This window comes from Streptomyces sp. V4I8 (assembly GCF_041261225.1).
Lineage (GTDB): Bacteria > Actinomycetota > Actinomycetes > Streptomycetales > Streptomycetaceae > Streptomyces.
The window spans coordinates 613,651-639,243 of record NZ_JBGCCN010000001.1 but is presented as its reverse complement, the minus strand read 5'-3'; the positions used below and the strand labels follow the sequence as shown (position 1 = coordinate 639,243).

The 25,593-nt window shown below is 68.6% G+C and carries 19 protein-coding genes and 5 pseudogenes; 8 read left to right on the top strand and 16 right to left on the bottom strand.

The genetic code is table 11. The features are described from left to right. Positions 1–13 precede the first annotated feature (13 nt). The 4 genes from ABIE67_RS03080 to ABIE67_RS03065 all read right to left on the bottom strand — a co-directional run bounded on the left by ABIE67_RS03080 (position 14) and on the right by ABIE67_RS03065 (position 3,492). The gene (locus tag ABIE67_RS03080; RefSeq protein ID WP_370252785.1) at positions 14–817 is read right to left on the bottom strand and encodes an alpha/beta fold hydrolase; all 804 of its coding nucleotides are present in this window, start codon (positions 815–817) and stop codon (positions 14–16) included. Positions 818–897: 80 nt separating this feature from the next. After that, a complete protein-coding gene (locus ABIE67_RS03075) occupies positions 898–2,115 on the bottom strand; it encodes an IS110 family transposase (protein WP_370252783.1) in 1,218 nt (405 codons plus the stop codon). Positions 2,116–2,388: 273 nt separating this feature from the next. Next, positions 2,389–3,060 carry a DUF4097 family beta strand repeat-containing protein gene (locus tag ABIE67_RS03070; RefSeq protein WP_370252779.1) on the bottom strand — a complete coding sequence of 224 codons (672 nt, stop codon included), beginning with the start codon at positions 3,058–3,060 and terminating at the stop codon, positions 2,389–2,391. Positions 3,061–3,276: 216 nt separating this feature from the next. After that, a complete protein-coding gene (locus ABIE67_RS03065) occupies positions 3,277–3,492 on the bottom strand; it encodes a hypothetical protein (protein ID WP_370252775.1) in 216 nt (71 codons plus the stop codon). Positions 3,493–3,769: 277 nt separating this feature from the next. Here ABIE67_RS03065 and ABIE67_RS03060 point away from each other — a divergent pair. Both ABIE67_RS03060 and ABIE67_RS03055 read left to right on the top strand, forming a co-directional pair. Further along, positions 3,770–4,668, top strand: a pseudogene (locus ABIE67_RS03060) (endonuclease/exonuclease/phosphatase family protein). 148 nt (positions 4,669–4,816) lie between these two features. Then, a complete protein-coding gene (locus ABIE67_RS03055; protein ID WP_370252773.1) occupies positions 4,817–5,299 on the top strand; it encodes an IS5 family transposase in 483 nt (160 codons plus the stop codon). A 3-nt stretch (positions 5,300–5,302) separates the two neighbouring features. Here ABIE67_RS03055 and ABIE67_RS03050 read toward each other — a convergent pair whose 3' ends face one another. Both ABIE67_RS03050 and ABIE67_RS03045 read right to left on the bottom strand, forming a co-directional pair. After that, positions 5,303–6,463, bottom strand: coding sequence for a transposase (locus tag ABIE67_RS03050; RefSeq protein ID WP_370268115.1), 1,161 nt, complete (start codon positions 6,461–6,463; stop codon positions 5,303–5,305). 199 nt (positions 6,464–6,662) lie between these two features. Then, positions 6,663–6,854, bottom strand: a pseudogene (locus ABIE67_RS03045) (transposase domain-containing protein); the annotation flags it as partial. Positions 6,855–7,141: 287 nt separating this feature from the next. Between ABIE67_RS03045 and ABIE67_RS03040 the strand changes: the two are divergent. Continuing rightward, positions 7,142–8,832, top strand: a pseudogene (locus ABIE67_RS03040) (ISAzo13 family transposase). 27 nt (positions 8,833–8,859) lie between these two features. Further along, entirely contained in the window at positions 8,860–9,282 is a 423-nt protein-coding gene (locus tag ABIE67_RS03035; protein ID WP_370252770.1) for a transposase, read from the top strand. Between the two features lie 21 nt (positions 9,283–9,303). On the opposite strand, the gene ABIE67_RS03030 is transcribed toward ABIE67_RS03035, so the two are convergent. Together ABIE67_RS03030 and ABIE67_RS03025 are read right to left on the bottom strand one after the other, a co-directional pair. Beyond that, positions 9,304–9,759 carry a VOC family protein gene (locus ABIE67_RS03030; RefSeq protein WP_370252767.1) on the bottom strand — a complete coding sequence of 152 codons (456 nt, stop codon included), beginning with the start codon at positions 9,757–9,759 and terminating at the stop codon, positions 9,304–9,306. Between the two features lie 52 nt (positions 9,760–9,811). Then, positions 9,812–10,120, bottom strand: coding sequence for a hypothetical protein (locus ABIE67_RS03025; RefSeq protein WP_369275549.1), 309 nt, complete (start codon positions 10,118–10,120; stop codon positions 9,812–9,814). A 285-nt stretch (positions 10,121–10,405) separates the two neighbouring features. Between ABIE67_RS03025 and ABIE67_RS03020 the strand changes: the two genes are divergently transcribed. Further along, positions 10,406–10,882: a hypothetical protein gene (locus ABIE67_RS03020; RefSeq protein WP_370252759.1), complete on the top strand. Its 477-nt coding sequence runs from the start codon at positions 10,406–10,408 to the stop codon at positions 10,880–10,882. Between the two features lie 178 nt (positions 10,883–11,060). Here the strand turns inward: ABIE67_RS03020 and ABIE67_RS03015 are convergent, their stop codons facing one another. The 4 genes and pseudogenes from ABIE67_RS03015 to ABIE67_RS03000 all read right to left on the bottom strand — a co-directional run bounded on the left by ABIE67_RS03015 (position 11,061) and on the right by ABIE67_RS03000 (position 15,410). Next, positions 11,061–12,518: a hypothetical protein gene (locus tag ABIE67_RS03015; protein ID WP_370268113.1), complete on the bottom strand. Its 1,458-nt coding sequence runs from the start codon at positions 12,516–12,518 to the stop codon at positions 11,061–11,063. Positions 12,519–12,863: 345 nt separating this feature from the next. Next, positions 12,864–13,351 (bottom strand): annotated as a pseudogene (locus ABIE67_RS03010) (transposase); the annotation flags it as partial. An 85-nt stretch (positions 13,352–13,436) separates the two neighbouring features. Then, positions 13,437–13,985, bottom strand: coding sequence for a GNAT family N-acetyltransferase (locus ABIE67_RS03005; RefSeq protein WP_370252754.1), 549 nt, complete (start codon positions 13,983–13,985; stop codon positions 13,437–13,439). Between the two features lie 147 nt (positions 13,986–14,132). Further along, positions 14,133–15,410, bottom strand: a complete 1,278-nt coding sequence (locus tag ABIE67_RS03000) for an MFS transporter (RefSeq protein WP_370252749.1) — start codon at positions 15,408–15,410, stop codon at positions 14,133–14,135. Between the two features lie 46 nt (positions 15,411–15,456). Here ABIE67_RS03000 and ABIE67_RS02995 point away from each other — a divergent pair, with 46 nt between their 5' ends. Next, positions 15,457–15,855 (top strand): MerR family transcriptional regulator, encoded by a 399-nt coding sequence (locus ABIE67_RS02995; protein WP_370252744.1) that lies wholly within the window; start codon positions 15,457–15,459, stop codon positions 15,853–15,855. A gap of 41 nt (positions 15,856–15,896) precedes the next feature. On the opposite strand, the gene ABIE67_RS02990 is transcribed toward ABIE67_RS02995, so the two are convergent. After that, the gene (locus ABIE67_RS02990; RefSeq protein ID WP_370252740.1) at positions 15,897–16,130 is read right to left on the bottom strand and encodes a hypothetical protein; all 234 of its coding nucleotides are present in this window, start codon (positions 16,128–16,130) and stop codon (positions 15,897–15,899) included. Positions 16,131–16,602: 472 nt separating this feature from the next. Here ABIE67_RS02990 and ABIE67_RS02985 point away from each other — a divergent pair, with 472 nt between their 5' ends. Both ABIE67_RS02985 and ABIE67_RS02980 read left to right on the top strand, forming a co-directional pair. Beyond that, complete coding sequence (locus ABIE67_RS02985; protein WP_370252736.1) at positions 16,603–16,836, top strand: hypothetical protein; 234 nt, start codon at positions 16,603–16,605, stop codon at positions 16,834–16,836. Positions 16,837–16,955: 119 nt separating this feature from the next. Next, on the top strand, positions 16,956–17,408 hold the full coding sequence (locus ABIE67_RS02980; protein WP_370252731.1) for a hypothetical protein: 453 nt from the start codon (positions 16,956–16,958) through the stop codon (positions 17,406–17,408). Between the two features lie 888 nt (positions 17,409–18,296). Here ABIE67_RS02980 and ABIE67_RS02975 read toward each other — a convergent pair. The 3 genes and pseudogenes from ABIE67_RS02975 to ABIE67_RS02965 all read right to left on the bottom strand — a co-directional run. Next, a pseudogene (locus ABIE67_RS02975) lies at positions 18,297–18,504 on the bottom strand (SAM-dependent methyltransferase); the annotation flags it as partial. 379 nt (positions 18,505–18,883) lie between these two features. Beyond that, on the bottom strand, positions 18,884–19,168 hold the full coding sequence (locus tag ABIE67_RS02970) for a hypothetical protein (protein ID WP_370252727.1): 285 nt from the start codon (positions 19,166–19,168) through the stop codon (positions 18,884–18,886). Between the two features lie 26 nt (positions 19,169–19,194). Next, a complete protein-coding gene (locus tag ABIE67_RS02965) occupies positions 19,195–25,419 on the bottom strand; it encodes a DNRLRE domain-containing protein (protein WP_370252723.1) in 6,225 nt (2,074 codons plus the stop codon). Positions 25,420–25,593 lie beyond the last annotated feature (174 nt).

Sequence of the window (25,593 nt, the reverse complement as noted above, 5' to 3'; positions counted from 1 at the left end):
GTCTGCCGTGAGGTCAGCGTTCCTCCTGGTCGTGGGCGGCCGCAATCTCGCGCACGGCCCCAGCGATGGCGGGGGAGTCCTTCTTGAGGAGCGCGCCGTGGTTGCTGGCGACCTTCGTGCTGATGTTGATGTTCGGGTTGCGGGCGGTCACCGTATCGAGGCTGGCGCGTATGCGTTCTTGCTCCCCGTCGCGGCTTCCGAGGGACGTTCCTGAAGCGACGACATACCGCACGGGGACGGTGATGCTGTCCAGCACGGGGCCCAGCTCGCGCTCGCGGGAGAGCCTGCCGAGCTCGATGTTGCTGTCCGCCTGCTGTCCGGCCGTCATCCGCGGGGCCAGGCCCGTCGGGCGCAGCAGCGGCATGAACCAGTTCAGCCGCCGGAACAGCTTCCGGATCCGCTTCTCCATGGCCTCGTCGAGCCAGTCGTGGGGGAAGGCGCCGTCGACCAGGACCGCGCCCAGGGCACGGTCGGTATTGCGGGCGGCCCAGTGCGCCGCGACGACCGCACCGTAGGACCAGCCCACCAGCAGCGCCCGGTCCACGCCCCGGGCGGCGAGGACGGCATCGACGTCCCGGACGGCGGCCTCGAAGGAATAGTCCGCCGAGCGCTTGGATTTGCCGCGGGCCCGCTCGTCGTAGGTGATGTGCCGCCAGCCCGTGCCCAGTTCGGCGATGACCCGCCGCCAGTATCCCTGAGTGGCGAACTGGCCGTTGAGGTAGATGACGGGGATGCCGGGACCGCCGGTGTCGGTGACGGCCAGGGCCGTGTCGTCAACCTGCACCATGCCGGTCCAGGCGGATTGGTTGATGGTCATGGTTTCCCTTTCCGGGGGGTGCCTCTATGTCTTTCGTCAAGGCGCCTGAGTTCGGTTTGGGCTGGTTTGGCCTGCTGGGGTCATGCGGCGAGTTCGATGCCCTCGGGGAGGCGGGGTTCGTAGAAGGTGCCGTCGCGGAGCATGGCGAACAGGACGCTGATGCGTTGGCGGGCCAGGCGGAGGAGGGCCTGGGTGTGGGTCTTGCCGCGGGCGCGTTGTTTGTCGTAGTAGGTGCGGGAGGCCGGGTCGGCGTTCATGCAGGCGAAGGCGGACAGGAACATGGCCCGTTTGAGCTGCCGGTTTCCGCCTCGGGGTGCGTGCTCGCCGTGGATGGAGGTCCCGGAGGATTTCGTGGTGGGGGCGAGTCCGGCGTAGGAGGCCAGGTGGGCGGCGGTGGGGAAGCTGGCGCCGTCGCCGACGGTGACCAGCAGGACGGCGGCGGTCCTGACGCCGACGCCGGGCATCGACGTCAGGACCGGGGAAAGAGGGTGGGCCTCCAGCAGGGTGTTGATCTGGGCTTCCAGGGCCCGACGCTGGGTGTGGACGGTGGCCAGGGAGGCGGCCAGGGTGGGGATGACGATGTCGAGGGTGCCGGTTCCCGGGACGATGACGGTCTGTTCGTCCAGTGCGTCGAAGACGTCGTCGATCAGCCGCTGGGCCATGCGTGGGGCCTTGGGCCGGATCAGTTCGACGAGTCTGCGGCGGCCGGCTTTGCGCAGGGCGGCCGGGGAGCCGTGACGCTCCAGCAGCCAGGTGACGGCCTGGTGGTCCAGGCGGGGGCCCAGGACGCGTTCCAGGCTGGGGTGGAACTGGGTGAGCAGGCCGCGTATCCGGTTGGAGGTGCGGGTGGCCTCGGCGGCGAGGTCTTGGTCGAAGCCGACCAGGACAGTGAGCTCGGCGGTGATCTCGTCGGTCAGTTCCAGCGAGCGCAGGGTGTGGGGCATCGTCCGGGCGGCGTCGGCGATAACCGCGGCGTCCTTCGCGTCGGTCTTGGCCTCGCCCGGGTAGAGGTCGGCGATCCGGCGCATCGCGAGTCCCGGCAGGTAGGCGACCTGGCAGCCGGCATCGCGGGCGACGGTCAGGGGCAGAGCGCCGATCGAGGCGGGCTGGTCCACGATCACCAGGACGGTGCCGAACTTCGCGGCCAGCTTTTCGAACACGGCCCGCAGCTTCGGCTCGCTGTTGGGCAGCTGCTTGTCGAAGACCTTCTTGCCGGCCGGGGTGACTCCGTGGCCGTGATGGGCACTCTTGCCGACGTCCAGGCCGAGGAACACGCCCACGTCTTCGGTGTCGAACATCGCGCCCTTTCAAGGGTGTTGGCGGTGCCGGCCTCGGCAGTGGTGTCGTACTCGCGCATCCACGTTATGCAGACCTGCCATCCGAGAGCTGTCCGGCATTGCGCCGGACCGGGTGGCGGCCGGACCTCTCATCAGCGTCTCCGACGGCACCTCCCGAGCCCGGTGACACCACCCCCCAGGTCATCGACTTCGACAGGGGGACACAGTCATGCCGGGCCCGGAGGCCAGCGGCCCTCTTGCAGGACCGCGGAAAACATAACGGGGGCTGCTTCTTCACAGGCTGCGGGCGGTGATGTCGCCGTGGTCGGTGGTGGCGTGGATGGTCAGGCCGGCGGCGTCGCCGTCGCTGTTCTTGAGCGTGTTGTGGATGCGGCCGTGGCCGGTGCCGGCGTCCAGGGAGGCGGAGGCTTCGCGGGCGGCGTCGATGGAGATGTCGCCCATCCGGGTGCGCAGGACGACCGCGCCGCGCTCGGCCTCGGTGATGCGGATGTCGCCCCGCTGGGTGCTGATCTCCGCCGGGCCGGAAAGCCGGCCGAGGGTGACGTCACCGTCCTGCAGGGTCAGCCGGACGCTCGCGGCCTCGTCGAGCTTGACCGGCCCCTGCGCCCCCTCGAAGGCGACATCACCGAGCCGTCCCACGCCCCGGAGTTCGGCGGCCGCCGCCTTCACCTCGACGCCGGATCCGGCGGGCAGCTGAATGGTGACCTCGACGGCGCCGGAGGGGCCGAAGTACTGGTTCTTCGCCTGCGGGGCCTCGATCCGCAAAACCCCGCCCTCGTAGGCGACCCGGACCTGCTCCGCGGCCTTCACGTCGCGGCTCTTGCCGGCATCCGCGGGCAGGACCTCGACGGTGGTGTCGGCCCGGTCGGCGGCGATGAACCGGATGCGGCCCGCGGGGAGGTCGAGGGCGGCGGAGATGGGGGCGGGGGTGTCGAACTTCTGCATGATGCTCTCCTCTTGCAGCTGCAGCTGCCGTCGCTGCTGTCGTTGCCGTTGACGTTTCTGATACCGGAAACGCTACGTTGCGTTCAAGGATGCGGCAACAGTCTCGTTGCGCTAAATCGCAATAACTGCTGGTGTGGGCTACTAAATCGTTGCAACGATATTGCAGTTAATGCAACGCTGACACCTTTGACTGTTGCAATGAGGTCAGGGTGAAGGCTATGTCGACGACACCCCGAGCCACACTTCGATTGCCAGCTCCACCTCGACGGCCATGCCGGTAACGGGGATGGAAGGTGGCCCTGGCGGCGCGGGGGAGGTGGCCTTGTCCTGGAGCTGGCGCAGGTCGGTGGCGAGTTGCACGGTGGCGCCCGCCCAGGCGGCGTCGAAGAAGGCCTCGGCGCACTGGCGCGGCGCAGTGCACCCGCCTGCCACCACAGGCGGTGACGAGCGCGGCGGTCACACGGATCGACGCCGTCACCGGCCGGATGCTCGCCGGGCTTGGCGGGCCGGACCGACTGCCGCATCAACTGCCGGGGCAGCAGTGGGCGGTGGGCCGGGGGATGCGCCGGGGATGCGGCGGGGTGGGTTATCGTCGGACCGGGGGAGGGGCGCGGGACGAGACCTGCTGATGGGTGAGAAGCAGGTGTTGCTGACAGCCCGCCCCACAACGTCGTGCATGCCAGATGCCTGATGCCAGATGTCAGCTGTCATGTGCGTCCACATCGAGGAGGCGAGGGTGCTCGGACGGGACACGCGGCTGCTCGCGAGCGCCCTGATCGTGGCTTGCATGGTGCTCCTCGGCCCCAGTGCACCGAGTGGTGACCTCTTCGGCAGGCCGCAGGCTGTCGAAGCCGTCAGGGATGTCGCAACGAACCGGGTCATGACGTGGAACATCTGCAACCCCTGCGAGACAAGCAACGTTGACCGCGCAGCGGAGATCGCCGCGTACGCACCCCAGGTCATCGGCCTGCAAGAAGCGTGCGTGCGTGACGTCGAGAGAATCCGGGACTATCTGGCGAGCCTTCACGGGCTGGTCTACCACGTCGAGTACGGGACGGTTCTTCGGAGTTGGGGCCGCTGCGGGGGAGTGCCGTGGAGTCCGGGGGGCTACGGCCAGGCGGTTCTCTCGGCGGCACCGATGACCGACCGGATCAACGTGGAATACCCCGACGGCGGATCCGAAGACCGCGGGTACATGGCAGTCACTCCACGGTGGGCGGCCAGTCCGTGCGGGTCTTCAACACGCACCTCGCCCACCGGCGCCAAGAGGCAGTCCGAGCAGACCAGACCCGCGTACTCGCCGCAGAAGTCGCCCGGCACGACCGTGCCATCATTCTCGGCGACTTCAACGCCGTGCCGGACGCCCCCGAACTCGCCCGGATCTGGGCACTGGCCGCTGATACAGACCCCCAGTGCCGTCCCTCGCCCACCGGCACCTGCACGCTCACCACCGACTGGCACAGCAAGTTCGACTACATCTTCCTGCGCGGCTTCGCCCCCGTTGAGCACCGCGTGCAACCCACCCCGTACTCGGACCACCACCTGCTGCACACCGACCTGGCCCCAACTCGCAGCGCTTCCACGGTCGCTGGTGCCTCCCAGCCATGAGTACGGGCCTCAGCGCGAGCACTGCGGACGGACCCTCGAACGAGGGCCCGTTTGTCGGGCGCGACCAGTCGCCGATTGGCGACCGCGCTGTCCGGGTCGGCTAGGGGCTGTTGCGGAAGTGGATCTTGTTCGTTGATGATCACCTGTCGTGGGACGTGGTGATCTGACGGATGGCCTGTGGACCCGGCTTGAGGCGTTGCTGCCGACGGGCATCAAGCCGGGTCGGCCGCAGGTGTGGACGCGGCGGCAGTTGATAGACGGCATACGGTGGCGGACCCGGACCGGTGCTCCCTGGCGGGACGTGCCCGAACGTTATGGGCCGTGGGACCGGGTCTATGACGTGTTCCGGCGCTGGCAGCGGTACGGCACCTGGGCACGGATCCTCACTCAGCTCCAGGCTGAGGCGGATGCCAAGGGCCTGATCACCTGGGACGTGAAACGTCGACTCCACCGTCTGCCGGGCCCACCAGCACGCCGCCGGGGCGGCGAAAAGGGGGACCTTCAGAAGGAACCGCCCGGCGGTGTGTCCGTCGAACCGGCCGACCACGGTCTCGGACGCTCCCGCGGCGGACTGACCAGTAAGATCCACCTCGCGGTCGAGCAGGGGCAAAAGCCAAGACCGGGAAGTTAAGGATCATCCGGTGGGTGCGTAGGCGGCTCGTCCGACTTTCTTGATCAGGCCCCGGTGGGACCATTGGGACATCTGGACGCAGAAGCTGTTCATGTTGGTGATGCCGAGCAGGCGGGCGACGTCGCGAGCGTGCCACGGGGTGCCGGGCCTGCTGTTCATGATGGCGAGGGCGAGTTGGTAGCGGCCGCTGGGATCGGTGGTGTCGTCGTTGGCTGCGCCGGTCGCGGGAGCGTCGTGGGGAGCGTTGTCGCAGGTGGGTTCGGTCGCGGATGGGGAGGTCGACTCGCCGCAGTTTGTGGTGCGTTCGTGCGTGGTGATGTCGATGCGGTCGACGGTGGTCGCGGAGGTGGGGCGGGCCTGGCCCCTGAAGGAGTGGTAGCGGGAGATGGGGGACTTGACCTTGCGGGCGCTGATGCGGGGGCGGCGTACGGGCAGCAGGTTGGTGCGGACGGCGGCGTCGATGGCACCCGGCGTGGCAGTGGTGAGGCCTTCGGCGAGGGTGACCTGGGTGCGGGCGGCTTGGAGGGCGTGGGTGAAACAGGCGCGGTCGGGGTCGGCTCCGGCTGTGTGGGCGGCGTCGGTCATGGCCATGCGTAGCAGTTGGTAGACGGTGAGGGTGGCCCACAGTTCCTGTTCGATGCCGAAGCGGTCGCGTGAGCGCAGTACGCGGCCGTTCATCAGTGTGTAGCGCAGAGCGAAGTAGGCTGACTCGATCTCCCATCTTTCCGCGTAGAGCCTGATCAGACGCTCGGCCGGGTCGAGGAGCGGGTCGAGCAGGGTGGTGGCCAGGCGGTAGCGGCCGCTGACGTGGGTGCCGTCGGCCAGGTGCAGGGTCAGGTCGGCCTCGATGATCCGGACGGTGAGGTCACCGAGGAGGGCGAGGTAGGAGCCGTCTTCCAGGATGCGCAACAGCTTCGGGCGGCGGGTGGACTTCAGTCGGGCCAGGAACTGGGCACCGGTTTCGGCGACGTCGGCCAGGAACGCGTTGCTGTCAAAGCCCCGGTCGATCAGCACCAGGTGCCGCTCGTCCAGCAGGGGCAGCAGCCGGCCGGCGTAGGCAGTCTCCCCTGTGCTGGTCGGTCCGAAGCAGGCCCCGAGCAGACCGCGGGTGCCGGTCTCCACCAGCGTCATCAGCATGACGGTCGGGTAGCCGGCCCAGGCCAGCCGGTAACGGATCTTCCCCAGCCATCCCCGGGCGCGGTCGCTGTCCGGTGTCTTGATCGAGGAGCAGCCGTCGAAGGCGACGGTGCGCCAGCAGCGACACGCCCGGGGTTGTCGGCGGGGCGAGCGGCACGGCGAGGGTCTCGAACAGGAGCTTGAGCGGGGCGGGCGTGAGGCGTCGGCGCAGGTGGCGCAGCGCGGTGGTCGACACCTGTGGCAGCGGCAGGCCGCCGAGAGCGGCGGTGAGTTGGCGCCAGACGCCCTGGTAGCCGTGATCGGGGAACAGGGCGAGGGCGAGCAGGTAGTACACGCCGACACGCGAGGGCAGGTCCCGTAATCGCTGCTGGGTGCGGCCGGTCTCCTCCAGTACCGCGTCGACCAGCTCGAAGTCCACGATCTGGGTCAACTCGCCCAGATGCCCCGGGGCATAGACCCCTTCCGCGACCGTGCTGGTACGAGTGACGGTGATGGTGGCACACTGACCGGACAACGGGACCTCTGCTCTGGATCTCGGACTGTCTTGCGAGGACGTCCCAAGATCTACCAGCGGTCCCGTTCCCCATTCAGTCCCAGGTCAACGCGCTCGCGCGTACGTCTGGACAGCACCCTGCCGAGCCTTAAGGGCCTGCGGAGAAACAAGTCGTTGCTTCCCTGGTTGCTCGTCGTTGTTGTGGTATGGGGATGCTGGAGGGGGTTGAGGCGGCTCTGGCCGCGAAGTTCGAGGCGTTGTTCCCGCACTTGGACGAGCGTCAGCGCCGGTTGGCCATAGGGGCGGAGGCCCGGTCGCTGGGGCATGGCGGGATCCGGGTGGTGGCCCGTGCGGCCGGGGTGCGTGAGGGCACCGTCTCCCGTGGGGTTGCTGAACTGGAGTCCGGGGCAGCCCCGTTGGGCCGGGCCCGCCGGGAAGGCGGAGGCCGCAAGCGTGCGGTGGAGCTCGATCCGGGACTGCGGCCCGCGCTGCTGGCCCTTGTCGAGCCGGACATGCGGGGTGATCCGATGTCGCCACTGCGCTGGACGGTGAAGTCGACCCGTCACCTGGCCGCCGAGCTGACCGGGCAGGGCCACCGCATCTCGGCGGAGACCGTGGCCGACCTGCTGCGTGAGGAGGGCTTCAGTCTCCAGGGCAACGCCAAGACCGTAGAGGGCAGGCAACACCCGGACCGCGATGGCCAGTTCCGCTACATCAACGAGCGGGCCAAGGAGTATCAGGCTGCCGGGGACCCGGTGGTCAGCGTCGACACCAAGAAGAAGGAAGTCGTCGGCAACTACAAGAACGCCGGCGGCGAGTGGCACCGCAAGGGCGAACCGGTCCGGGTGCGGACGCACGACTTCCCGGACCCGGAGCTGGGCAAGGCCATCCCGTACGGGATCTACGATCTGGCCGCGGACACCGGATGGGTCAGCGTCGGCACCGACCACGACACTGCAGCGTTCGCCGTGGAGTCCATCCGCCGCTGGTGGAACAGCCAGGGGCGGGGCGCCTATCCGCACGCGCGGCGGCTGCTGGTCACCGCGGACGCGGGCGGCTCGAACGGCTACCGCACCCGCGCCTGGAAAGCCGAACTCGCCGCCCTGGCCCTTCAGACGGGCCTGGACATCACCGTCTGTCACTTTCCGCCAGGTACTCGCCAGGTACTTCAAAATGGAACAAGGTGGAGCACCGGCTGTTCTCCCACATCACCATGAACTGGCGCGGCAGGCCGCTGACCAGCCACGAAGTCATCGTGAACAGCATCGCCGCGACGACCACCCGGACCGGGCTGACGGTGCACGCCGAACTCGACACAGGCGCCTACGAGACCGGAGTCCGGATCAGTGACCGGCAGCTGGATGCCCTGCCCCTGCACCGCCACGAATGGCACGGTGACTGGAACTACACACTGCGGCCCGAGGCATACACCCAGGTCAGCGACGCACCGGACCCCTTCGACCAGCCCAGCCCCGACCTCGCCTGGCTCTGCCACCCCACCCTGACCGGCATGCCGGCCCCAGAGTGGGAAGCCCTGATCACCACGCTCACCACCCTCCACGAGAGCCAACGCGAGACGGCGCTGGACAAGCGGCGCGGCCATCGCCCACGAGTCAAAGGCGACGGCACCACCGGCCGCCGCCCCATCCTCACCCTCGCCGACCGGCTCCTGGCCACCCTCCTCCACCAGCGACTCGGGCTCCCGCAGGTCGCCATCGCCCGCCTCTTCGGCGTCACGCCATTCACCATCAACCGGCGCATTCGCGACATCCGCCAGCTCCTCGAGGCAGCCGGGCACACCATTCAACCCGCCGACCAGCACCTCGCCACCCTCGACGACCTCCGCTGCCTCGCCAGCACGGCAGGCATCACCATCCCTACAGAGATCAAGACGGCGAGTTAATAATCCGCAGGTCCTAACTTCCCGGCCTTGGGGCAAAAGCCTCTGTCGGTGGTGATCACGGCCGGGCAACGGGGTGACTCCCCGCAGTTCGAGCCGGTCCTGGAGGCGATCCGGGTCCCCCGGCTCGGGCTGGGCAGGCCACGCAAGCGGCCGGACCGCGTGCGGGCCGACAAGGCGTACGACTCCCGCAGCAACCGTTCCTACCTGCGCAGACGCGGGATCAAGGCCACCATCCCGGTGCCTGCGGACCGGGTCCGCAACCGGCTCAAGCGCGGCTCGCGCGGCGGCCGGCCGCCGAAGTTCGACAAGGACGACTACAAGCAGCGGCACGCGGTCGAGTGCGGGATCAACCGCCTCAAGCGCCACCGGGCCGTCGCCACTCGGTATGACAAACTCGCTGTCCGCTACGAGGCGACGGTGCTGGTCGCAGCCGTGAACGAGTGGCTGTGACCAGCACCGTCACAACCGCCTTCAGACGACGTCGAATTCGTTGCCCTCGGGGTCCTGCATGGCGGCGGCGTAGAGCCCCATGTTCGGCTCATCTTTGATCCGCTGCACGGTGGCACCGGCTTTGACCAGCCGTTCCACCGTAGCCTTGACCCGCTGTGTGCGGACGTCCAGTGGGACGTCACGGCCCCCACCGACCTTCAGGTCGAAGTGCCACCGGTTCTTGGCGGCCTTCGGCTCCGGAACCTGCTGGAACCACACCCTCGGTCCACGTCCCGAGGGATCGATGATCGACTCCGGAATATCCCCGGCACCGGCCGGCAACTCTGCCTCGGGCACCCCCACCGCCGCCCAGTAAGCACGCCACGTGGCGTGCCCGCCCGGCGGAGGCTCAGGCACGTAGCCCAGGGCCTCGGCCCAGAACGTCACCATTTTCTGCGGATCGGAGCAGTCGATCGTCAGCTGCACTGTCATCTCCATGCTCGGAGCATCCCAGGCAGGTCTGACAGACGATCCACTTTCGCAACAGGCCCTAGACGGCCATGCCGTAGACGATGGTGAACACCGTGCCGAGTGAGCCGATGATGAAAACGCCGGTCAGTCCGGCGACGATCAGGCCCTTGCCCTGCTCGGCGCTGAACGTGTCGCGCAGGGCGGTGGCGCCGATCCGTTGCTTCGCCGCGCCCCAGATGGCGATCGCGAGACAGATCAGGATGGCGAGTGCCATGACCACCTGGATCATCGTCTTGGCCTCGGTACCGAGAGCCCCGAAGGGCCCCCAGTCGGGAGCGATGCCCCCGATGATCGTATTGATGTCGCCCTTGTCAGCGGCCAACTGCATGGCGCGCCCCTCCCGTTGGTGTCCTGGTCCTCGTCCTCGTCGTCAGCCCTGGGCGGGCATGGTCCACCGTAGCGACCTGTCGAGGCGGCATCTCCCCCTCAGTTACGGCAGAGGCGGAGCACTCTCGCGGTCTGGGGCTGGGACTTTGCTGCCGGTCTGACCGTCCGCCGATGGAATCCGGCGGAGATTTCGTGAAAAGCCAGGCGCCGAACCCACGACAAGAGAGCATTTCGAGTGGGACCTGTCATGTACCGGATTAGCGACATCTCACCACAGGAGTGACGGATGAAGCGTTTACGGAGAACACAGCTGCTGGGCCTCGGTGTCATGGCGCTGATGCTCGGTCTGGTCGCCGCCCCCTCCGCGCAGGCGGCACCGGCCGGGGCAGCTGTCGCTGCGCCCAGGGCCGTCGAGTGCAGCGGCAGCTGGGACGGCAAGACGTACTGGGCCAAGAGCCCCTCCGGGCGCAACGGGGGCGGCTACGCGCGCACCTACTGGAACGCTTCGACCAAGCGCAACTGCGCGAAGTTCTGGTCCAGCCCCTACGACGGACTGGCGTCGAACATCACGCTGTACCTCCACGACGAGAGCGGCGACTACGCCGCCGACCCGCCTCCGGAGCACCCCGAGAACTACCACTACTACGCCGGGCCGCTGTACACCTGGTTCGACGCGACCGGCCACTGCATCCACTTGAGCGGCTCGCTGGTCCGGGGTGGCGTGACCTACCGCCTCAGCACCGGGGACATTCGGTGCGGCTGATCCCTCGTCGCTGAACCCGGCCGGGCGGACATCGGGCCCGGCCGGCCGGAGCGCATCTACAGGTGCCTTCCTGGACGATCCGCGCGCGTACGCCCATGTGAGCGTGCGCCGCGAGGGAGTGCCCGTCGCGTTGCCGGCGAGGCGGCCGCGCCGTTCATCCTGGCTCTCCCCCCTCCGGTCAGCCGGCCATGATGCTGCCGAACTCCGGGTAACCGCTGGTGGAGACGCCGACAGTGGACGGGCCGAAGGAGACCGCTCCTGCGGTGCCGATCGCGGTGCCGTTGGAGAGGAGGCTGACGGCGGTGCCGTTCCAGTCGTTCTCTCCGGTGGCGCCGGTGGTCAGGTCGGCCTTGCTGTCGCCGTTGACGTCGGAGAGGAAGACCTCGCCGCCGAAGTAGTCGGACTTCTCGTTGCCGCCGGGCACGCCGGCGGTGTCCTGGTGCAGGTACTGGCTGCCGGTGGTGGTGACGCCGGCGGCGGATCCGTACAGGATGGTGACCGCCCCCGTGTCGACCACCGAGGTGCCCGTCGTGGTGAGGTTCTCGCCGGGCGCTCCGACGGCGATGTCCGCGTAACCGTCGCCGTTGATGTCTCCGACGGCCACTTCGAGGCCGAATCGGTCGCCGGTCTCGGCGGTGTTGGGGACGCCCGCGGTGTCCTGGCTGATGGAGTCGGTCTTGTAGGAGCTGTAGTCGTTGCCGTAGATGATGCTGATCTTGCCGCCCTTGACGGCTCCGGGGATGCCGTCGTCCCAGGACGCGCCCATGACGATGTCGTCCTTGCCGTCGCCGTTGAGGTCTCCGGTGCCCGTGATGATGCCGGGCGCCAGGTCCTCCTGCGAGCCGTCCTCCAGCTTGGTGCCGGTGGGCGAGGCGTAGATGAGGACGTTGGTTCTGTAGCTGGTGTCGGCGTCGAAGCCGCCCACGATCAGGTCGTCGCCGCCACCTCCGTTGAAGTCACCGGTGGTCAGCTGCAGGGCCCCGGCGTTGCTCGCCTTGACGATGTTCGGCGTGGCGTAGTAAATGCCGCCGTTGCCGCCGGAGGTGGTGAAGGCGCCCCGGAAGATCCAGACCTTGTTGGACGTACCGCCTGCCGCCAGGTCCGTCTTGCCGTCGGGGTCGAAGTCGCCCGTGGCCAGTGACTGCCCGAACCTGTCCTGGCCCGAGACGTTCGGGTCGGCGACGTTGGTGCCGCCCGCCAGGCCGGAGGCAGTGCCCCAGACGATGGTGACGGCGCCGCCGTCAGCGTCACTGCCGACGTCCTCGCCGGGGGTGCCGACGGCGAGGTCGGCGTAGCCGTCGCCGTTGAAGTCTCCGGCCGCTGTGGCGGCACCGAACATGTCGTTCGTCTCGGCGCTGCCCGGGATGCCGGTGGAGTTCTGGCTGAGGAGAGTGCGACTGGTGGCCTTGAGACCGCTTGCCGAGCCGTACATGACGGCGATCTGACCGGCCCGGGCCTTGCCGCCGACAGCGGCGACCGGAGCCGAAACAGCGACGTCACGGAAGCCGTCGCCGTTGAAGTCGCCCTGCAGACCGGAACCCGCGGCGACGGCGGTGCCGCCGCCGACCGTCAGCAGGGGGCCGGTCAGTGCGGCCGTCACGGCCGTGGCCATGGCGATACGTACGCGTGTGGGCATGCGGCGTTCTCCAGTGCATGCGGGGACACCGGGCGGTGTCCCGGGCCATTGGGACTGCCATGGTCCGCGGAGTGCGGTGATGGCATATGCCAGACCATCGAGGTGGGGCGGCGGTTGTACGCGATATGCAGTGTGATCTCCGGGCCGGGGCCGGGGCCGGGGACGAGGGAGGACGAGGACGAGGGACGGGGACGATGGACAGGGACGGGGGAGACGAGGGGCCGGGACCGGGGCGGATGGGATGTCTCGGTCTGCTTGGTCGGCATCAGCCGGGGTCTGCGGCTCGGGCCGCGCGGTTCCGGGGCCCGTTCGACCCCGAGGCCCGCGCCCCGCGCCGCCGCAAGGGTCCGGGTCGCGGAAGGTCTTCCAGGTCCCTATGCGTTGAAACGCACGCCCTCCTCGCGGAGCAGGACCCGCAGGCCGTCGTGGCTGATGTCGTCGACCACCACCCCCTCGGCGACCAGGAAGTCAGCGAGCTTGGCCAGACTCCAGGTCGAAAACCGGCAGGCCTCGCTCGGCCGGCTTGGACTTGGCGATCTCCTTGATCTCGCGCCGCTCGGGCAGGGTGAACGTTCTGGGGCCGGCCCGTCTTCGTACTTCGGGTAGCGCGCCTCGAAGCCGTCGGCGTTGAAGTTGTGGATCACGTCCCGGACCCGGTCCGCGCTGGTGAAGGTGACCTCGGCGATCTTCTCAACGGGCATGCCCTGCGCGGACGGCAGCACCATCTGGGCTCGCCGCCAGGTCACCACCGATCCCGTGCCTCTGCGGATGATCCGCAGCAGGCGCTGCCCCTCGTCGTCCTCGATCTCGCGGACGCGTACTCGTTCCGCCACCCGGACGGCCTGGCGACATCGCGCCGTCCGGACCAGCATCCGCACGGCGCATCACGTCACGACAGGGGCAGAGGTTCTCGCGGCGCTATGCGCTGGGGTCGCGGAGGCCTACTGCGTCGTGCAGCCAGAACGGCTCTGCGTAGACCAGTGTCCCGGTCATCCATGGCTCGTACTCCGGGAGTCTGAGGGCCTGGAAGGCGTCATCCGGAATGCGCAGGGATGGTTTTCGGAAGCCCTGGTCGTCACCGGGCGCGAAGCCGAAGCGGGAGTAGTAGCCCGGACCGCCCTCCAGGAAGACCAGGGGGACGGCCCGCTCAGCGAGGGTCTTCAGCCCGTGTCGGACCAGGGCCGAGCCGATACCGCGCTTGTGATGCTCGGGCATGACGGCCAACGGGCTGAGCACATGCACCTCGACCAGTCGCCGAGGGGCATCGAGCAGACTGCGGGTGAACATGACGTGCCCGACGATGTGCCCGTCCAGCTCAGCGACCAGGGAGAGACCGTCCGCGGGCGTGATCGTGCCCCGCAGGGTATCGACCAGGTCGGCCACGACAAGGCCGTGGTCACCGAACGCCCGCAGGTGGATGTCCCGCACGGACTCTCTGTCGCTCGGAAGTTCTTCGCGAAGATCCATGACCGGAGGGTAAGGACCCGTCCCGGTCGCTCGCACACGGTTTTGAAGCCCGAAGGATGCATGGCGAATGACACCGAGTTGCACACCACTTACAGCGTCCGAACGGCGCGTCACATGACCACAAGGCAGAGGTTCTCTGATGCGGCACTAGTGCCGACCGGCCTCTCGATCGAGCCCGGAATCCGCCCGCGCCTTCCCCCAGAGCCGCACCGCGATACCGACGGCCGCAAGGGCAAGGGTCGCGGCCCCCGAAGCAGCCAGTACCTGCCGGGGCCCCATGGCTGCTACAAGGGGACCGCCGAGCGCGGTGCCCACCGGTGAGGCGGTGAGAAGGGCGGCACCTCGAGCAGCCAGGACCGTGGTCAGCCAAGCTGTCGGCGTGCGGTCCTGGAAAAGCGTGTAGGACAGTGCTGTGAAGGGGCCGTAGATCACGCCGCCCAGGGCGAAGCAGAAAAGAGAGACGCCGACAGGCGCGCCCAGGCCGAAGGGCATGAGCATCACACCCCAGCCGGCGACGATGCCCAGGGTGACCGGCCAGAGCGGGAGCTTGCGCAAGGCGCCGGCGGCCAGGCCACCGACGACGGCACCCACCCCGAACAGAGTCCAGTACAGCCCGAGAAGACCCGCGCCCGAATGGAGATCATCGGTGACATGCAAGGGCAGCGCGACCTCCACCGGTCCGTAGAGGAAGTTGAAGAACCACGTCAGTGCGAGGACACCAAAAAGTTCGGGCTGTCGGCGCAACAATTGAAGACCGGCGGCCGATCGGCCGGTGTCGACCGGCCCAGCCGTCGCGACGCCTTCGGCCGCACGGCCCAACCGCCCGACCTGGACAGCAAGAACGGCGAAGGACAAGGCGTCGATGCCGATGATCCAGGCTGGCCTGATGGCTGTGGCCAGGAATCCGGCGAGTGCGGGACCGATGACGACAGACGCCGATGTGCTCGCGCTGACCAGCGCGTTGGCGGACAACCGCTGATCCGGCGGCAGCATCTGGGCCAGCAAGGAGTACTTGCCCGCACTGCCCCAGGCATGCAGCACCGACGAACCCGCCAGCAGGACGACATAGACAACCGGGTTCAACGCTCCCATCGCCCAGGCCAAGGGCACACAACCGAGGAGCGACGCGCGCAGCCACCCGTCCACGGCCAGCAGCCGTTGCGCAGGCAGGCGTCGCAGCCAACGGCCGAAGACCAGTGCTCCGACAGCCCCAGGAAGGGCATACGCGGCGACGGCAGCACCGACGACCAGGCCGGACTGGCCAGCAGGTGCGATCAGAACGGCCAGCCACGCCACGGCGACCACACTCATCCCGTCACCGACATCTGAGGCCACCAGAGCCGGCAGGAGCCGCCGGAACCCGGCATGGGCGAACAACGACTGGTACGTCCGTGGCAGCAGACGAGTTGGCGGTGGGAGAGTCACGCGGTCAGACTGATGGTTCAAGCGCGCTTGAAGTCAAGGGGGTTCAGTGCGGGAGCTGGGTATCGGGGACCTTGCGCGGCAGGCGAGGATACGGCCCTCAGCCTTGCGTTACTACGAGAGCATCGGCCTTCTGCCGGCCGCCCGACGGGTCGGAGGCCGGCGCGTCTATCCGGCTGGCACGGTGCGGCAGATCGCACTGATCAAAATGGCCCAGCGGGCCAGGTTCACCCTGGCCGAAATCCACCAGTTGCTGCACACAGACCCCGACCGCGGCGCCACCCGGCAATGGCGAGCTCTCGCCGCACGCAAGATCCCCGAGCTGGACGAGTTCATCCAGGAGACCCAAACCCTCCGGAACGCCGTTGCCGACTGCCTCGCCTGCGGGTGCATGAACTTCGACAGCTGCCAACTACTGTCCCCCGGCACAGCCGAGGACAACGCGTGAGGCGCGGCAGCGGCTGACCCCAAGCCATCGGCTGCGGGCACTCAACGGCGGCCTTTTCTCGAGATGCGGCCGACCAGCCGGTTCACGGGGCCCGGCCGCATCGCTCCGGTGATCTGCTGCAGATGGTGCTCCATGGCGTCCGCCATCCCCGCTCTGACGAGGGCCCATACCGGGGCTCGCATGCCGGCGGGGTCCGGGGAGCGGCGGCGAGGGAGCTGATCGCGGATCGGTCGTACGACGGGAGGCGCGGCGGGCGCGCATACCCGGCTGCGCATGCGCAGCCGCGTTCCTGCCCTGCCCCCGGTGCTGCCAGTCGCCCGTTGTGCAGACGCCGGCCGAGATGCGGAAGCGCGCAGTCTATCCTGGCGCGTGACCGAGCGGGCCGTTCAGCTTCCGAGTGCGGCGGGCGGTGACGGCTGTGAGCGTATGAGTGAAGGGCGGCGGTCTTGGTGTGGGCCTTCGTGCTGACCAGAGCGCGAGTTTCAGCTTTTCCAAGACCGCCGGGATTGAGTTTGCTGCATCACGACGCTCAGTGGGAGGCGAATGCTGTGGCGTCGCGCTTGGGGGGTGACTTCTAGGCGTGCCTGGCGTGCCCGCCGTGACGATCTAGGTGTGCTGCTCAGGTGGAAGCGCCATGGTGCGTCCTCGGTAGCCGGCCGCACGGGGTGGCTCGGGTCGCGTGTCGGTGCGTCAACCCGATGATGGGAGCAGGCGCAGGGCTGGTCCGCAGGTGAGGGAGCGAGCGGCATGTATCGACCGGACGGCTGGGATGTGCGGGTGCGTGTTGGAGTGCTCGTCCCCGAGGGCGACGTGGGCCCGGAGTCGGAGCTACGGGCAATGGCGCCGCTGGACGTCGGATTGCACAGTGCGAGGGTGCCGTTCGGTGGGATGCGGGCGGGAGGCGTGATGGATCCGACCATTCCGCTGGCTCCGGTGCGGAGCTTCGCCGAACCGCCGTACGTGGACGACGCTGCGGAGTAGCTCGCTGCCGCTCCGGTGCAGGTACTCGCCTTCGCGTTCACCAGTTCGGCGTATGTGATCGGAGCCGCTGGCGAGACGGCGATGCTGACCGGCTCTCCGCGCGGGCCCGGGGCCTGCCAGTGGTCGCCACCTGTGCCGCCACGGTGGGGGCTCTGCGGGTCCTGGGCGTGCGCCGCATCGCTCTGATCGATCCGCCCTGGTTCGATGACGAACTGAATCGTTTCGGTCGGGGCTACTACGAGGACACGGGCTTCGCTGTGGTGTTCAGTGCGCCGTGTGCACTGCCCAGCGGACAGCACCTGATCCGTCCCGGGGACCTGCACGATTGGGTGAGCGGCCATACGCCCCACGACGCCGAAGCCGTGGTGGTGGGCGGTAACGGTCTCCGCGCCGTGGGGGCAGTGGAACGTCTCGAACAGACCTTGCGACGCCCGGTTCTCACCGCGAACCAAACCCTTCTCTGGGCTGCCTTGCGTGCCACGGGGACTGCTACCACGGACATCGAAGGATTCGGGCAGTTGTTCAGTGCGGCCGCCATTGCACCAGCATCGAATTTCAAGAAAGCGGACTGACACTTGAGCTCGTCGGAGTTCGAACGTCGGTCGGATCTGTCCCGCCAGGCCTGTTCATTGCTTTTCGATCCATGAATGAAATCAGAGGTCGCCGAAACCACCGAAGCTCCGGCGAACTGCCACTGGCCGTTGCACTTCGTGCGCTGGGCGGGCAGGCCATCGCCTGCCCCACTAGGCGGCGTGCCCCGTGATGCAGAAGCACCCATGAACCGGCCCGCGGCCCGCTGTTTTGTCCAACCGCGGTCCGCAAGCCGCTTCATCTTCGACCGCACGCCCTCCACACAGGCCGGAACCGGCGCCAGCCCGAGTCCCGCGGTGATCTCCTGGCACGTCATCACTCCGTCCCCAGCCGACCGGCGTTCCGCCAGCAGGCCGAGGATGCGCTGGTAGTCCACGGCGAGCACGTCCGCCGAAAGCGCAGGCCGCCACACGGGGACGATCGGACCTGTCCGCGGCATGGGCGCCGCCGCGGACGCGTCCACCACCGGGCCTGGTGCTGGCTCCGATGCGGAGAGTCCCTCCGTTGGGACCAGGCAGGCCACGCCGGGCTCCGGGACTCGCGGCACGGAGAGGACCTCGCCCACGTATTGTCGGGCGATCACCCACTCCTGCCAGTCCATCTCCGCCTCAATGAGCGCGGTCAGCACCCGGTCCGCCTCCTCCCGCAGCCCCTCCACGCGCTCCCGCGCGGCCAGCTCCCGCTCCTCCACGACCGACGCCATTCCGGCACCTCCACCGACGAGACAACCCGACGGCCCGAGCCTGCCTCTCCAACCCGACATCATGCTTGAGCTGCGAAAACCCGCCGATCAAGGTCGGTACGACAACGACTTCTAAGCCAAGCCTCGTAACACCGGTCCACCGAGTGCTGGTCGGGCTTGGGTTGGTAACGCTCTTCGCTGCCAGGGTGCTGTAGTTCATTGCGAAGCGTCCGCCTAGGGAGGTGATGGCGCTCCCGACCGCGTCCAGTATCCGGTTCAGCTGATCGGGACGGAGTTGGGTGAGGCCGCCGGTGGTGGGTAGCAGGTCCAACCATTGGTCGCGTTGTGTAGGACTGCTCCCAGTCGAATCGCCACTGTTCGGGAGCGTTGAACTTGCTGAAGTTCTCCGTGGCCAGCAGAGTGTCGGGGCGGATGAGAGCTGGGGCGGCGATCGCCCCGATGAGCAGGGTGAGGAAGATTTCGCCCAGACATGCTGACGTCGCCGAGTTCTTGCCGCAATGGCGCGCAGCCAACCTGCTACACGGTGGGAGCTGTGAACGAACACCGCGTTGCCGTCGGAGCATGGCCGGCCGAGTCAAGCTCAGAGAGAAGCCTGTGGCGACGGCGGCAACTGCGTACCCGGCGATTGCCGCATTCTGACGGGCACGGCACACGCCCGCTCGATGATCTCCGCACAGATGACGGCGGCCTCCGAGACCACGGTCTCGAAGGCCGCCGTCATCCAAGGTGTGCCCGGATCATCGGACAGGCGTCTCAGTCGCCGATGAAGCGATCGACTCTCACTTCGGTGAGCGAGTCCCACGCATCGAGCTGTGCGGCCGCCGCGGCGATCTGGTCGTATTCCGTCCGCAGAATGCGGATGCGGTAGTACTCGATCACTCGCGCGAGGTCGTCCACGGCCAGTTCGGCTTCGTCATTGTCGACCATGTGGACGACCGACCGCAGCGCTGCTACGGGACCCTCCTCTCCGCCCAGCCGGCCCGAGATGCTCTCGGCGGCCGCGCGGATGAGGACACCGGGCGAGTTCGGTACGTTCATCTGCTGAGACATTCTCCCTCCGAAGGTCACCCGGTCCGGTTGATGTAGGCGGTGGTCACGCCCAGCGGCTTTCCGTCGGGCGCCGCGGTGGTGCGGTAGTACACGTAGACCGTGTACTTCTTCTTCTTACGGCATCCGCAGCCGGTCCAATACGAGTACGTGATGTCCCACTTTCCGTCATAGACACCACCCCAGGCGTTCCGCCACTTGCCTGAGATGAGCGCCTTCTTCAGGTCGCTGAGCATGGTGGAGCTGGACCTCCACGCAGAGCGCTTCCCCGCTCCGACGTGCTTGTCCTTGATGTGCCGGAGACCGAACTTGCCGTACTTCTTGCCGTGAACCGTGACGTTGGAGGTGCTTCCCTCACGGATGGTCTTCCAGTGGCTTCCGGGAGAGCGCGACCACATGAGGATGCGCCACTTGTCGCAGGGCTTGAACGGGTTGCCCCAGGCGCCGCACCGGCCGTCGAGGTCGGTGCCGTTGACCGGGTCGGCGCAGACGAAGTCGTAGGCGTTGCAGTTGCCGCCGAAGACCGGGTCCAGCTGGAGGAACCGGGCGGCGTTCGGGTCGTACAGCCGCGCGCCCATCAGGACGATCCCGGTGAGCGTCTCGCCGGAGCGCTGGTTGGAGCCGAACCAGCCGTAGCGCTGGGCGGTCTTGCCCGTGCGGGAGGCGCCGTTCTCATTGCTGTCGACGACCGTCGGCGCGACCGCCGAGTCCAGCGGCAGCTGGAGGGCGACGTCGCCGTGGATGCTGGTCAGCTGGAGGACGGTGCCGCCGGACTTGCCGGTGGTCGCGCTGAACGTGCCCGTGGCCGAGGTGACGTTGCGGGTCACCGTGCCCTGGGCGGCGTCCTCCACGATCCAGCTCGGGCTGTCCGTGTCGTTGCCGTAGTGGTTGGTCTTGGCTGCCGGCTGGCTCCAGGTGCCGGCGTTGTTGGCCTCCACGGTCCACGAGCGGAACCGCAGCCCGGCGTCGAGTTGCCACGTCTGGCGCTGGGAACCGGCGGTCTGCCGTTGCACGAGATCGTTGGCGTAGTACGACAGGGTCGAGCCCGGGAGCGCGGTGGTGCGGCCGAAGGCGTCGTAGGAGTAGCCGGAGTCGACGATTCGGTCCGCGGTGTCGTAGGTGTGGCTCTTCACCGCGCCCACGCTGGTCGGGCAGAGCAGCCCGGCAGCGGCTGAGGCCTCCGTCCTGCCGGTCCGGTTGGAGCGGCTGTCCAGGGCGTATGTCCGCAGGGTGCCGACGTTGTCGCTGGTGTCCTCGACCCGGGTGAGGCGTCCGGCGTCGTCGTAGCCGAACTCCTGGTGCGACCAGCCGGAGCGGGTGGCGGCCTGGCCGTGGATGGTGGAGGTGACGGAGTCGTTGTAGACGGTCACCCCGTCGCTGTCTCGTGTGTACGTGCGCACGACGACGGCGCCCGCAGCGTCCTTGACCTGCTTGAGCGTGTAGCCGCCCGGCAGCTTCTCGGAGGCCACCGCCCCGTCCGCGTCGTACGTGGCGGTGAAGGAGCCCGCGACCGAGTCGGTCACCTTGGTGGCCAGCCCTCGCGGCTCGACGGACGGGTCATAGGTGTAAGTGACCGTGCTGGGGACGCTGTTACCGACCTTGACAGGGCGGTTGCGCAGGTCGTACGCGGTGGTGGTGGTCCCTCCGTCCGCGTCGGTGTAGGAGATCTCCCGGCCCAGCTTGTCGTAGGCGCGGGTCAGGGTACCGCCGGTGGACGACGTCGTCTTGACCGCGCGGCCCGTCTCAGGGTCGTAGCTCGTCGTGGTCGACGGCACCGCCGCTCCGACGCCGGTCGTCTGCACGGTGGTGGATCGGCCCGCCGCGTCGTAGCCGCGGGCGATGGTGCGGGTCGACGTGCCGGCCTTCTCGGTGGTTTTCGCGGTGTTGCCCCACCAGTCGTACTCGGCGGTCATGGTGGGCAGCTGGGCCGGATTGGTCCCGCCGCCGGTGATGTCCCCGGCCGGCCCGCTGGTGCACAGCAGGTCCGCCCACTCGGGACGTCCGGCGCAGGTGCCGGTGCCGGTGGCCGACCAGTAGGTGCTGACCTGGGTTCCCGCGTCGTTGCCCGTGGTGCCGGGCGCCCCCTGCCGGGTGACGCGGCCCTGGGCGTCGTACTCGGTGACGGTGGTGATGGCCAGACCGTCGGGATCCTGCACCACCTTGGTGGGCAGGCCCTTCGCCCAGTCGTAGGCGACTGTGGTCAGCTGGGCGTCGGCCATGACGGCGGGGTGCTCGCGGACCTGAGCGCCCTCCTTGGTGCTGGTGATCTGGTTGCTGGTGCCCACGGCGTCCGCGGGACGTCCCTCGTCGTAGCGCTTGCTGGTCCAGCTGCGCGCGAGGACGGAGGTGCCCGCCGCCACGAGCGTGGTGTCGCCGGACTTCAGGTCCTTGGCCAGGTCGACCCGGCCGAGGGGCCCGAACTTCTCCAGCTCGCGCGTACCGGTCTCGTCGAACACGGACCGCGTGGACAACAGCTCGGCGCGCTCCGCGCTCGGCCGGTCCGTCAGCCCCAGGTCGGCCAGGGCCTCCTTCGCGGTCGCCGTCGCCCCGAGCGCGCTCTCCCGGTTCCCGGCCGACAGTTCACGCACCACGTTGCCGAACCGGTCGTGGTCGGTGTTGTCGATCCGGCCGCCGGGCTCGGCGAGGTTGACCCGCTCGCCGGACACGTTCAGGTACTGCACCGTGGCCAGACGGTACGCCGACTGCTCCAGGGCCGATCCCGAATGGGAGGCAGGCACGGCCTCGGCAGGGAAGACGGCGGTGGCGTCCGTGGGGATGTCCTGCTGCCCCCACGTGCGGACCGTGTCCCGGTCCATCACGTACGGAGCCGAGGTGCCGGACAGCGGCACGTCATAGACGATGCCGGTCGTCGCCTCGCCCTCAACGGTGCCGGCCGTGCCCTCCTTCAGCGCGGCGCGGGTGGTCTTGAGGAGCATGCCCTCGCCGGCCGCCGGATCGTTGCCCGCCTTGCCGTACGTGAACGTCCAGGGCAGCTCGCCCGGCGGCGTCAGCGAGGTGACCCGGCCGGCCGCGTCGTAGGCGTACTCGGTCACCAGCTCGGGGCTGATCTGCGGGTTCCAGGCCCGGCGGAGCCGGCCCGCGTCGTCGTACTGATATGTCTGCACGGGCTTGGACGTGGCGGCCGAGGCTCCCGGCTCAGTGGACCAGAGCCGGATCTCGCGGACCTGGCCGCTGACATTGCCGAAGGTCGTGGCGGTCGCCGTGGTGGCGGAGGCGTAGACGTATTCCAGCAGGCGGCAGCCCTTGGTCGAGGGGTCCCCCGCGCAGGCGGCCGCGGTGGCGGCGGATGTCGGGGCGATGATCCGGGTCGGCCGGGCCAGCGCCTTCCCGCCCACCGTGACCGTCTCCGACATGATCGTGGTGGTCGAGTTGGACAGACCGTCGAACAGAGTGCTCTTGACCTGCCAGGCGGATGCCGCCGGGTCGGCCTTGGCGAACTCGGTCACCGTGCCGGAGCTGTCGGAGAGGGTGAAGGTGCCGTCGACGCTACCCTTGAGCACCATCTCCTCGGCCCCCGGCTCGGGTATCCACCCGTTCTCGGCCGCGTTGGCTGTGAAGTGGATCGGCCTGTCGTCGGCGAGGACCACACTGACGGCCGTGTCGGAGATCTTCTCCAGGTGGGTGTACTCCGACTCGTTCAGCTGCGCCTCGAAGCCCGACACCCACTGCTTGCCGAAGATCGCGGCCTGGTCGTCCTGCTGAGCGCCCGCCTCGGGGCGGCGGGAGCGGGCGACACGGCTGACGACGAGGCCGAAAGCCGAGACGTCCTCCGCGGACAGGGTGTAGTCACCGGTCAGCAGGTTCACCGAGCCGGGTCCGACGTCCTCGCTCGCGGCGCCGTCGGCGTTGCGGTCCACTACGACGGTGAGCGGCTCGGTGCTGCCCGCGGCTCCGCCGGGGCCGGTGAAGTCGGCCTTGATCTCCACGGATCCGTCGGGGGTGACGGTGGAGGCGGCGTTCCAGGCCAGTGGGGCGTTCCTGCCGTTCGCCAGGGCCACCGGCCACTGTGTGAGTGCGGTGCCGTCCTCGGTCACGTGCCCGGCGGGGATGGCCTGCCACTCGTCCGCCGCGGAGCGCCGCCACGAGAAGGAGACCTTGTCGTACTTGCCGCCGTCGGTCTCGGCCTCCAGGGTGAGCCGGCGCGCGGTCCGATCGCCGGACCCGGGACGCACGAAGCCGCCGGCTCCCACGTTGAAGGTGTACTCGGCCACGGAGGACCGGTTGTCCGCCCGGTCGACAGCCCGTACGAGGAGGGACTGTGCGCCGTTGTCGGAGGGAGTGATGGAGACGTTCTTGTCACCGCCCGCCCCGCCGGTCGCGACCTTGTTCCAGGTCACGCCGTCCAGGGACCACTCCAGCCAGTTGTGGTCGGACCCGGGCGGAGTCACGGTGAAGGTGCCCGTCTGGCCCGCGCCCTTGCTCCATTTGCCCGTCGGGTAGTCCGTGGACGTGATCTTGGCCGGAGGGGAGGGGGCGCTGGTGTCGACCGTGAAGGTCTTCCAGGCCGACCAGCCGGTGTTGTAGTGCGTGCCGTCGTACGGCGACGTGCGGAACTTGTACGTCTTGCCGTTGGCCAGCACCCCGGACGGGACGGTCACCGAGGCAACCTGCCCGGACGGCACGTACTTTGACACGATGACGTCGCCGACCTGGGTGTTGGTGGCGTTGTCGAAGATCTGGAAGGTGCCGTTGACCTTGTCACCGTCGGCGTCGACGAAGGTGTCCCGCAGCGTCGGCGTAGTGGTGTTGACCGTGTAGGCGCCGCTGTAGGAGAAGTACGGCGGGCCGGCCTCCTGCTTGCTGCCGGTGCGCGGCCGGTAGTTGTAGTTCACCACCAGCTTCGGCGGGTTGGAGGCGGCGTTGGCGGAGTTGACCCGCTTCCACTGCGCCAGGACCGATTCGTCGGCGGCACGGATGCCCATGTTCCCGCGGGTGGCCTTGGCCGAGGCCCAATCCTGCACCAGCGTCGTCACGTCGGCGTTGATCCAGCCGTCGGGGGCCGCGGTGCAGGCGGTGTTGCCGCGGGTCTCCGTCGAGGTGGCCTTCTTCGCCGTCATCGTCGGACGGTTCGACCACCGGCTCGACGTGGACGCGGCACCGGAGGCCCACACCTCCCACGGATACGCCTTGCAGTCCGTGTTGCCCGAGTGGAAGTTCCACAGGCTCAGCTTCGCGTCGAGAACCAGCGCGTCCTGAACGGGCGTCGTGTTCCAGGAGATGAACGATTGCGCGGTGCGCGGGGTGCCGTCGGCGTTCTTCGTGCCGGGGTTGCCGAAGTCCAGTTCGGTGTCGGTCGACCAGTCGACGGTCTCGCCCTGCTGGACGTAGGTGTCGAAGACGTTGGACAGCGAGGACGTCGACGGGTCCACGGTGACCGGGTACTTGGTCTTCGGGTCGGCGAGGAACTTCGCGTCCGGGGTGACCACCAGGTCGACGGAGGAGCCCTTCTTCACCACCTTCAGGCCGACCCGCGCCTTGTGGGTGTGTTCACCGGAGCGCTTGTCGACGGTGGAGTCCCACATCACCGGCGCGGGCATGACGGCCCGCTTCTTGTTCTTCTTGTCGGTGAACAGCACGCTGCCGTCGGACAGTTGTTTGACCTTCAGTCCCTTGGCCTTGAGCGGCAGGGTGTAGGAGTAGTCGGCCGAGGCCGGGCGCTGCTTCACTTCGACGAACTGCTCGAAGCCGGTACGCGTGGCTTCGACGACCACGTCGGCGCCGGGCACGGCGTTGACGTACTCCGCCCGTGTGCCGTCCAGCTTCGGCTTCGGCAGCCCGCCCTTCCACTGCAGGGTGATCTGCTGGTCGCCCTCACCCAGCGTCACCAGGTCGGTCGCCTTCGCCGCGCGGGCGGCCTTCCACGACTTCGCCGGTGTGCCGGTCCGGCCCGCCAGCCGCAAGCCCTCCGGGTGCGCGACCGGCTCCACGCCCGATCCGGACTGACGCAGGTCCACGTCGACGTCGACCCACTTGCCCTCCCGCTGGAACCGGACCGGTCCCGCGGAAAGTTCGGTGGTGAGGCTGCCGTCCTTGTTCGCCCACGTCGTCGACGTCTCCGTGCGCTCGGAGAGCGCCTCCACACGCTTGCCGGACAACCTCGCCGCGACGCGGGCCGACGGAATGTCAGCCGCCCGGGTCGCCGCCGCCTTCTTCGGTGCGGGTGCGCTCGGGGCCGAAGCGGCCGCCGGCAGACTCGCCACATCCAGCAAGGTGATGGCCATGACCAAGGAAACCCCGCCCGCCGTCCAGCGTGCGGTCCCCCCCGATATCGGCCGCCCCCGCCCGCCGGGCAGGGGTCTGAACACCGTCATGATCTTCCGATCTGCAGTTTTACATGAACATCACATGTGTGATGGTCATGAGAGCGTATGCGGGAGTTCAAGATCGAAAATCAT

Coding starts and splice junctions, on each gene's coding strand:
- ABIE67_RS03015 (WP_370268113.1), bottom strand. CDS start 12,518: ATGCCCACACGCGTACGTATCGCCATGGCCACGGCCGTGACGGCCGCA.
- ABIE67_RS03075 (WP_370252783.1), bottom strand. CDS start 2,115: ATGTTCGACACCGAAGACGTGGGCGTGTTCCTCGGCCTGGACGTCGGC.
- ABIE67_RS02965 (WP_370252723.1), bottom strand. CDS start 25,419: ATGGCCATCACCTTGCTGGATGTGGCGAGTCTGCCGGCGGCCGCTTCG.
- ABIE67_RS02970 (WP_370252727.1), bottom strand. CDS start 19,168: ATGAACGTACCGAACTCGCCCGGTGTCCTCATCCGCGCGGCCGCCGAG.
- ABIE67_RS03025 (WP_369275549.1), bottom strand. CDS start 10,120: ATGCAGTTGGCCGCTGACAAGGGCGACATCAATACGATCATCGGGGGC.
- ABIE67_RS03020 (WP_370252759.1), top strand. CDS start 10,406: ATGAAGCGTTTACGGAGAACACAGCTGCTGGGCCTCGGTGTCATGGCG.
- ABIE67_RS03005 (WP_370252754.1), bottom strand. CDS start 13,985: ATGGATCTTCGCGAAGAACTTCCGAGCGACAGAGAGTCCGTGCGGGAC.
- ABIE67_RS03030 (WP_370252767.1), bottom strand. CDS start 9,759: ATGGAGATGACAGTGCAGCTGACGATCGACTGCTCCGATCCGCAGAAA.
- ABIE67_RS03080 (WP_370252785.1), bottom strand. CDS start 817: ATGACCATCAACCAATCCGCCTGGACCGGCATGGTGCAGGTTGACGAC.
- ABIE67_RS02985 (WP_370252736.1), top strand. CDS start 16,603: ATGTATCGACCGGACGGCTGGGATGTGCGGGTGCGTGTTGGAGTGCTC.
- ABIE67_RS03070 (WP_370252779.1), bottom strand. CDS start 3,060: ATGCAGAAGTTCGACACCCCCGCCCCCATCTCCGCCGCCCTCGACCTC.
- ABIE67_RS02990 (WP_370252740.1), bottom strand. CDS start 16,130: ATGCGCAGCCGGGTATGCGCGCCCGCCGCGCCTCCCGTCGTACGACCG.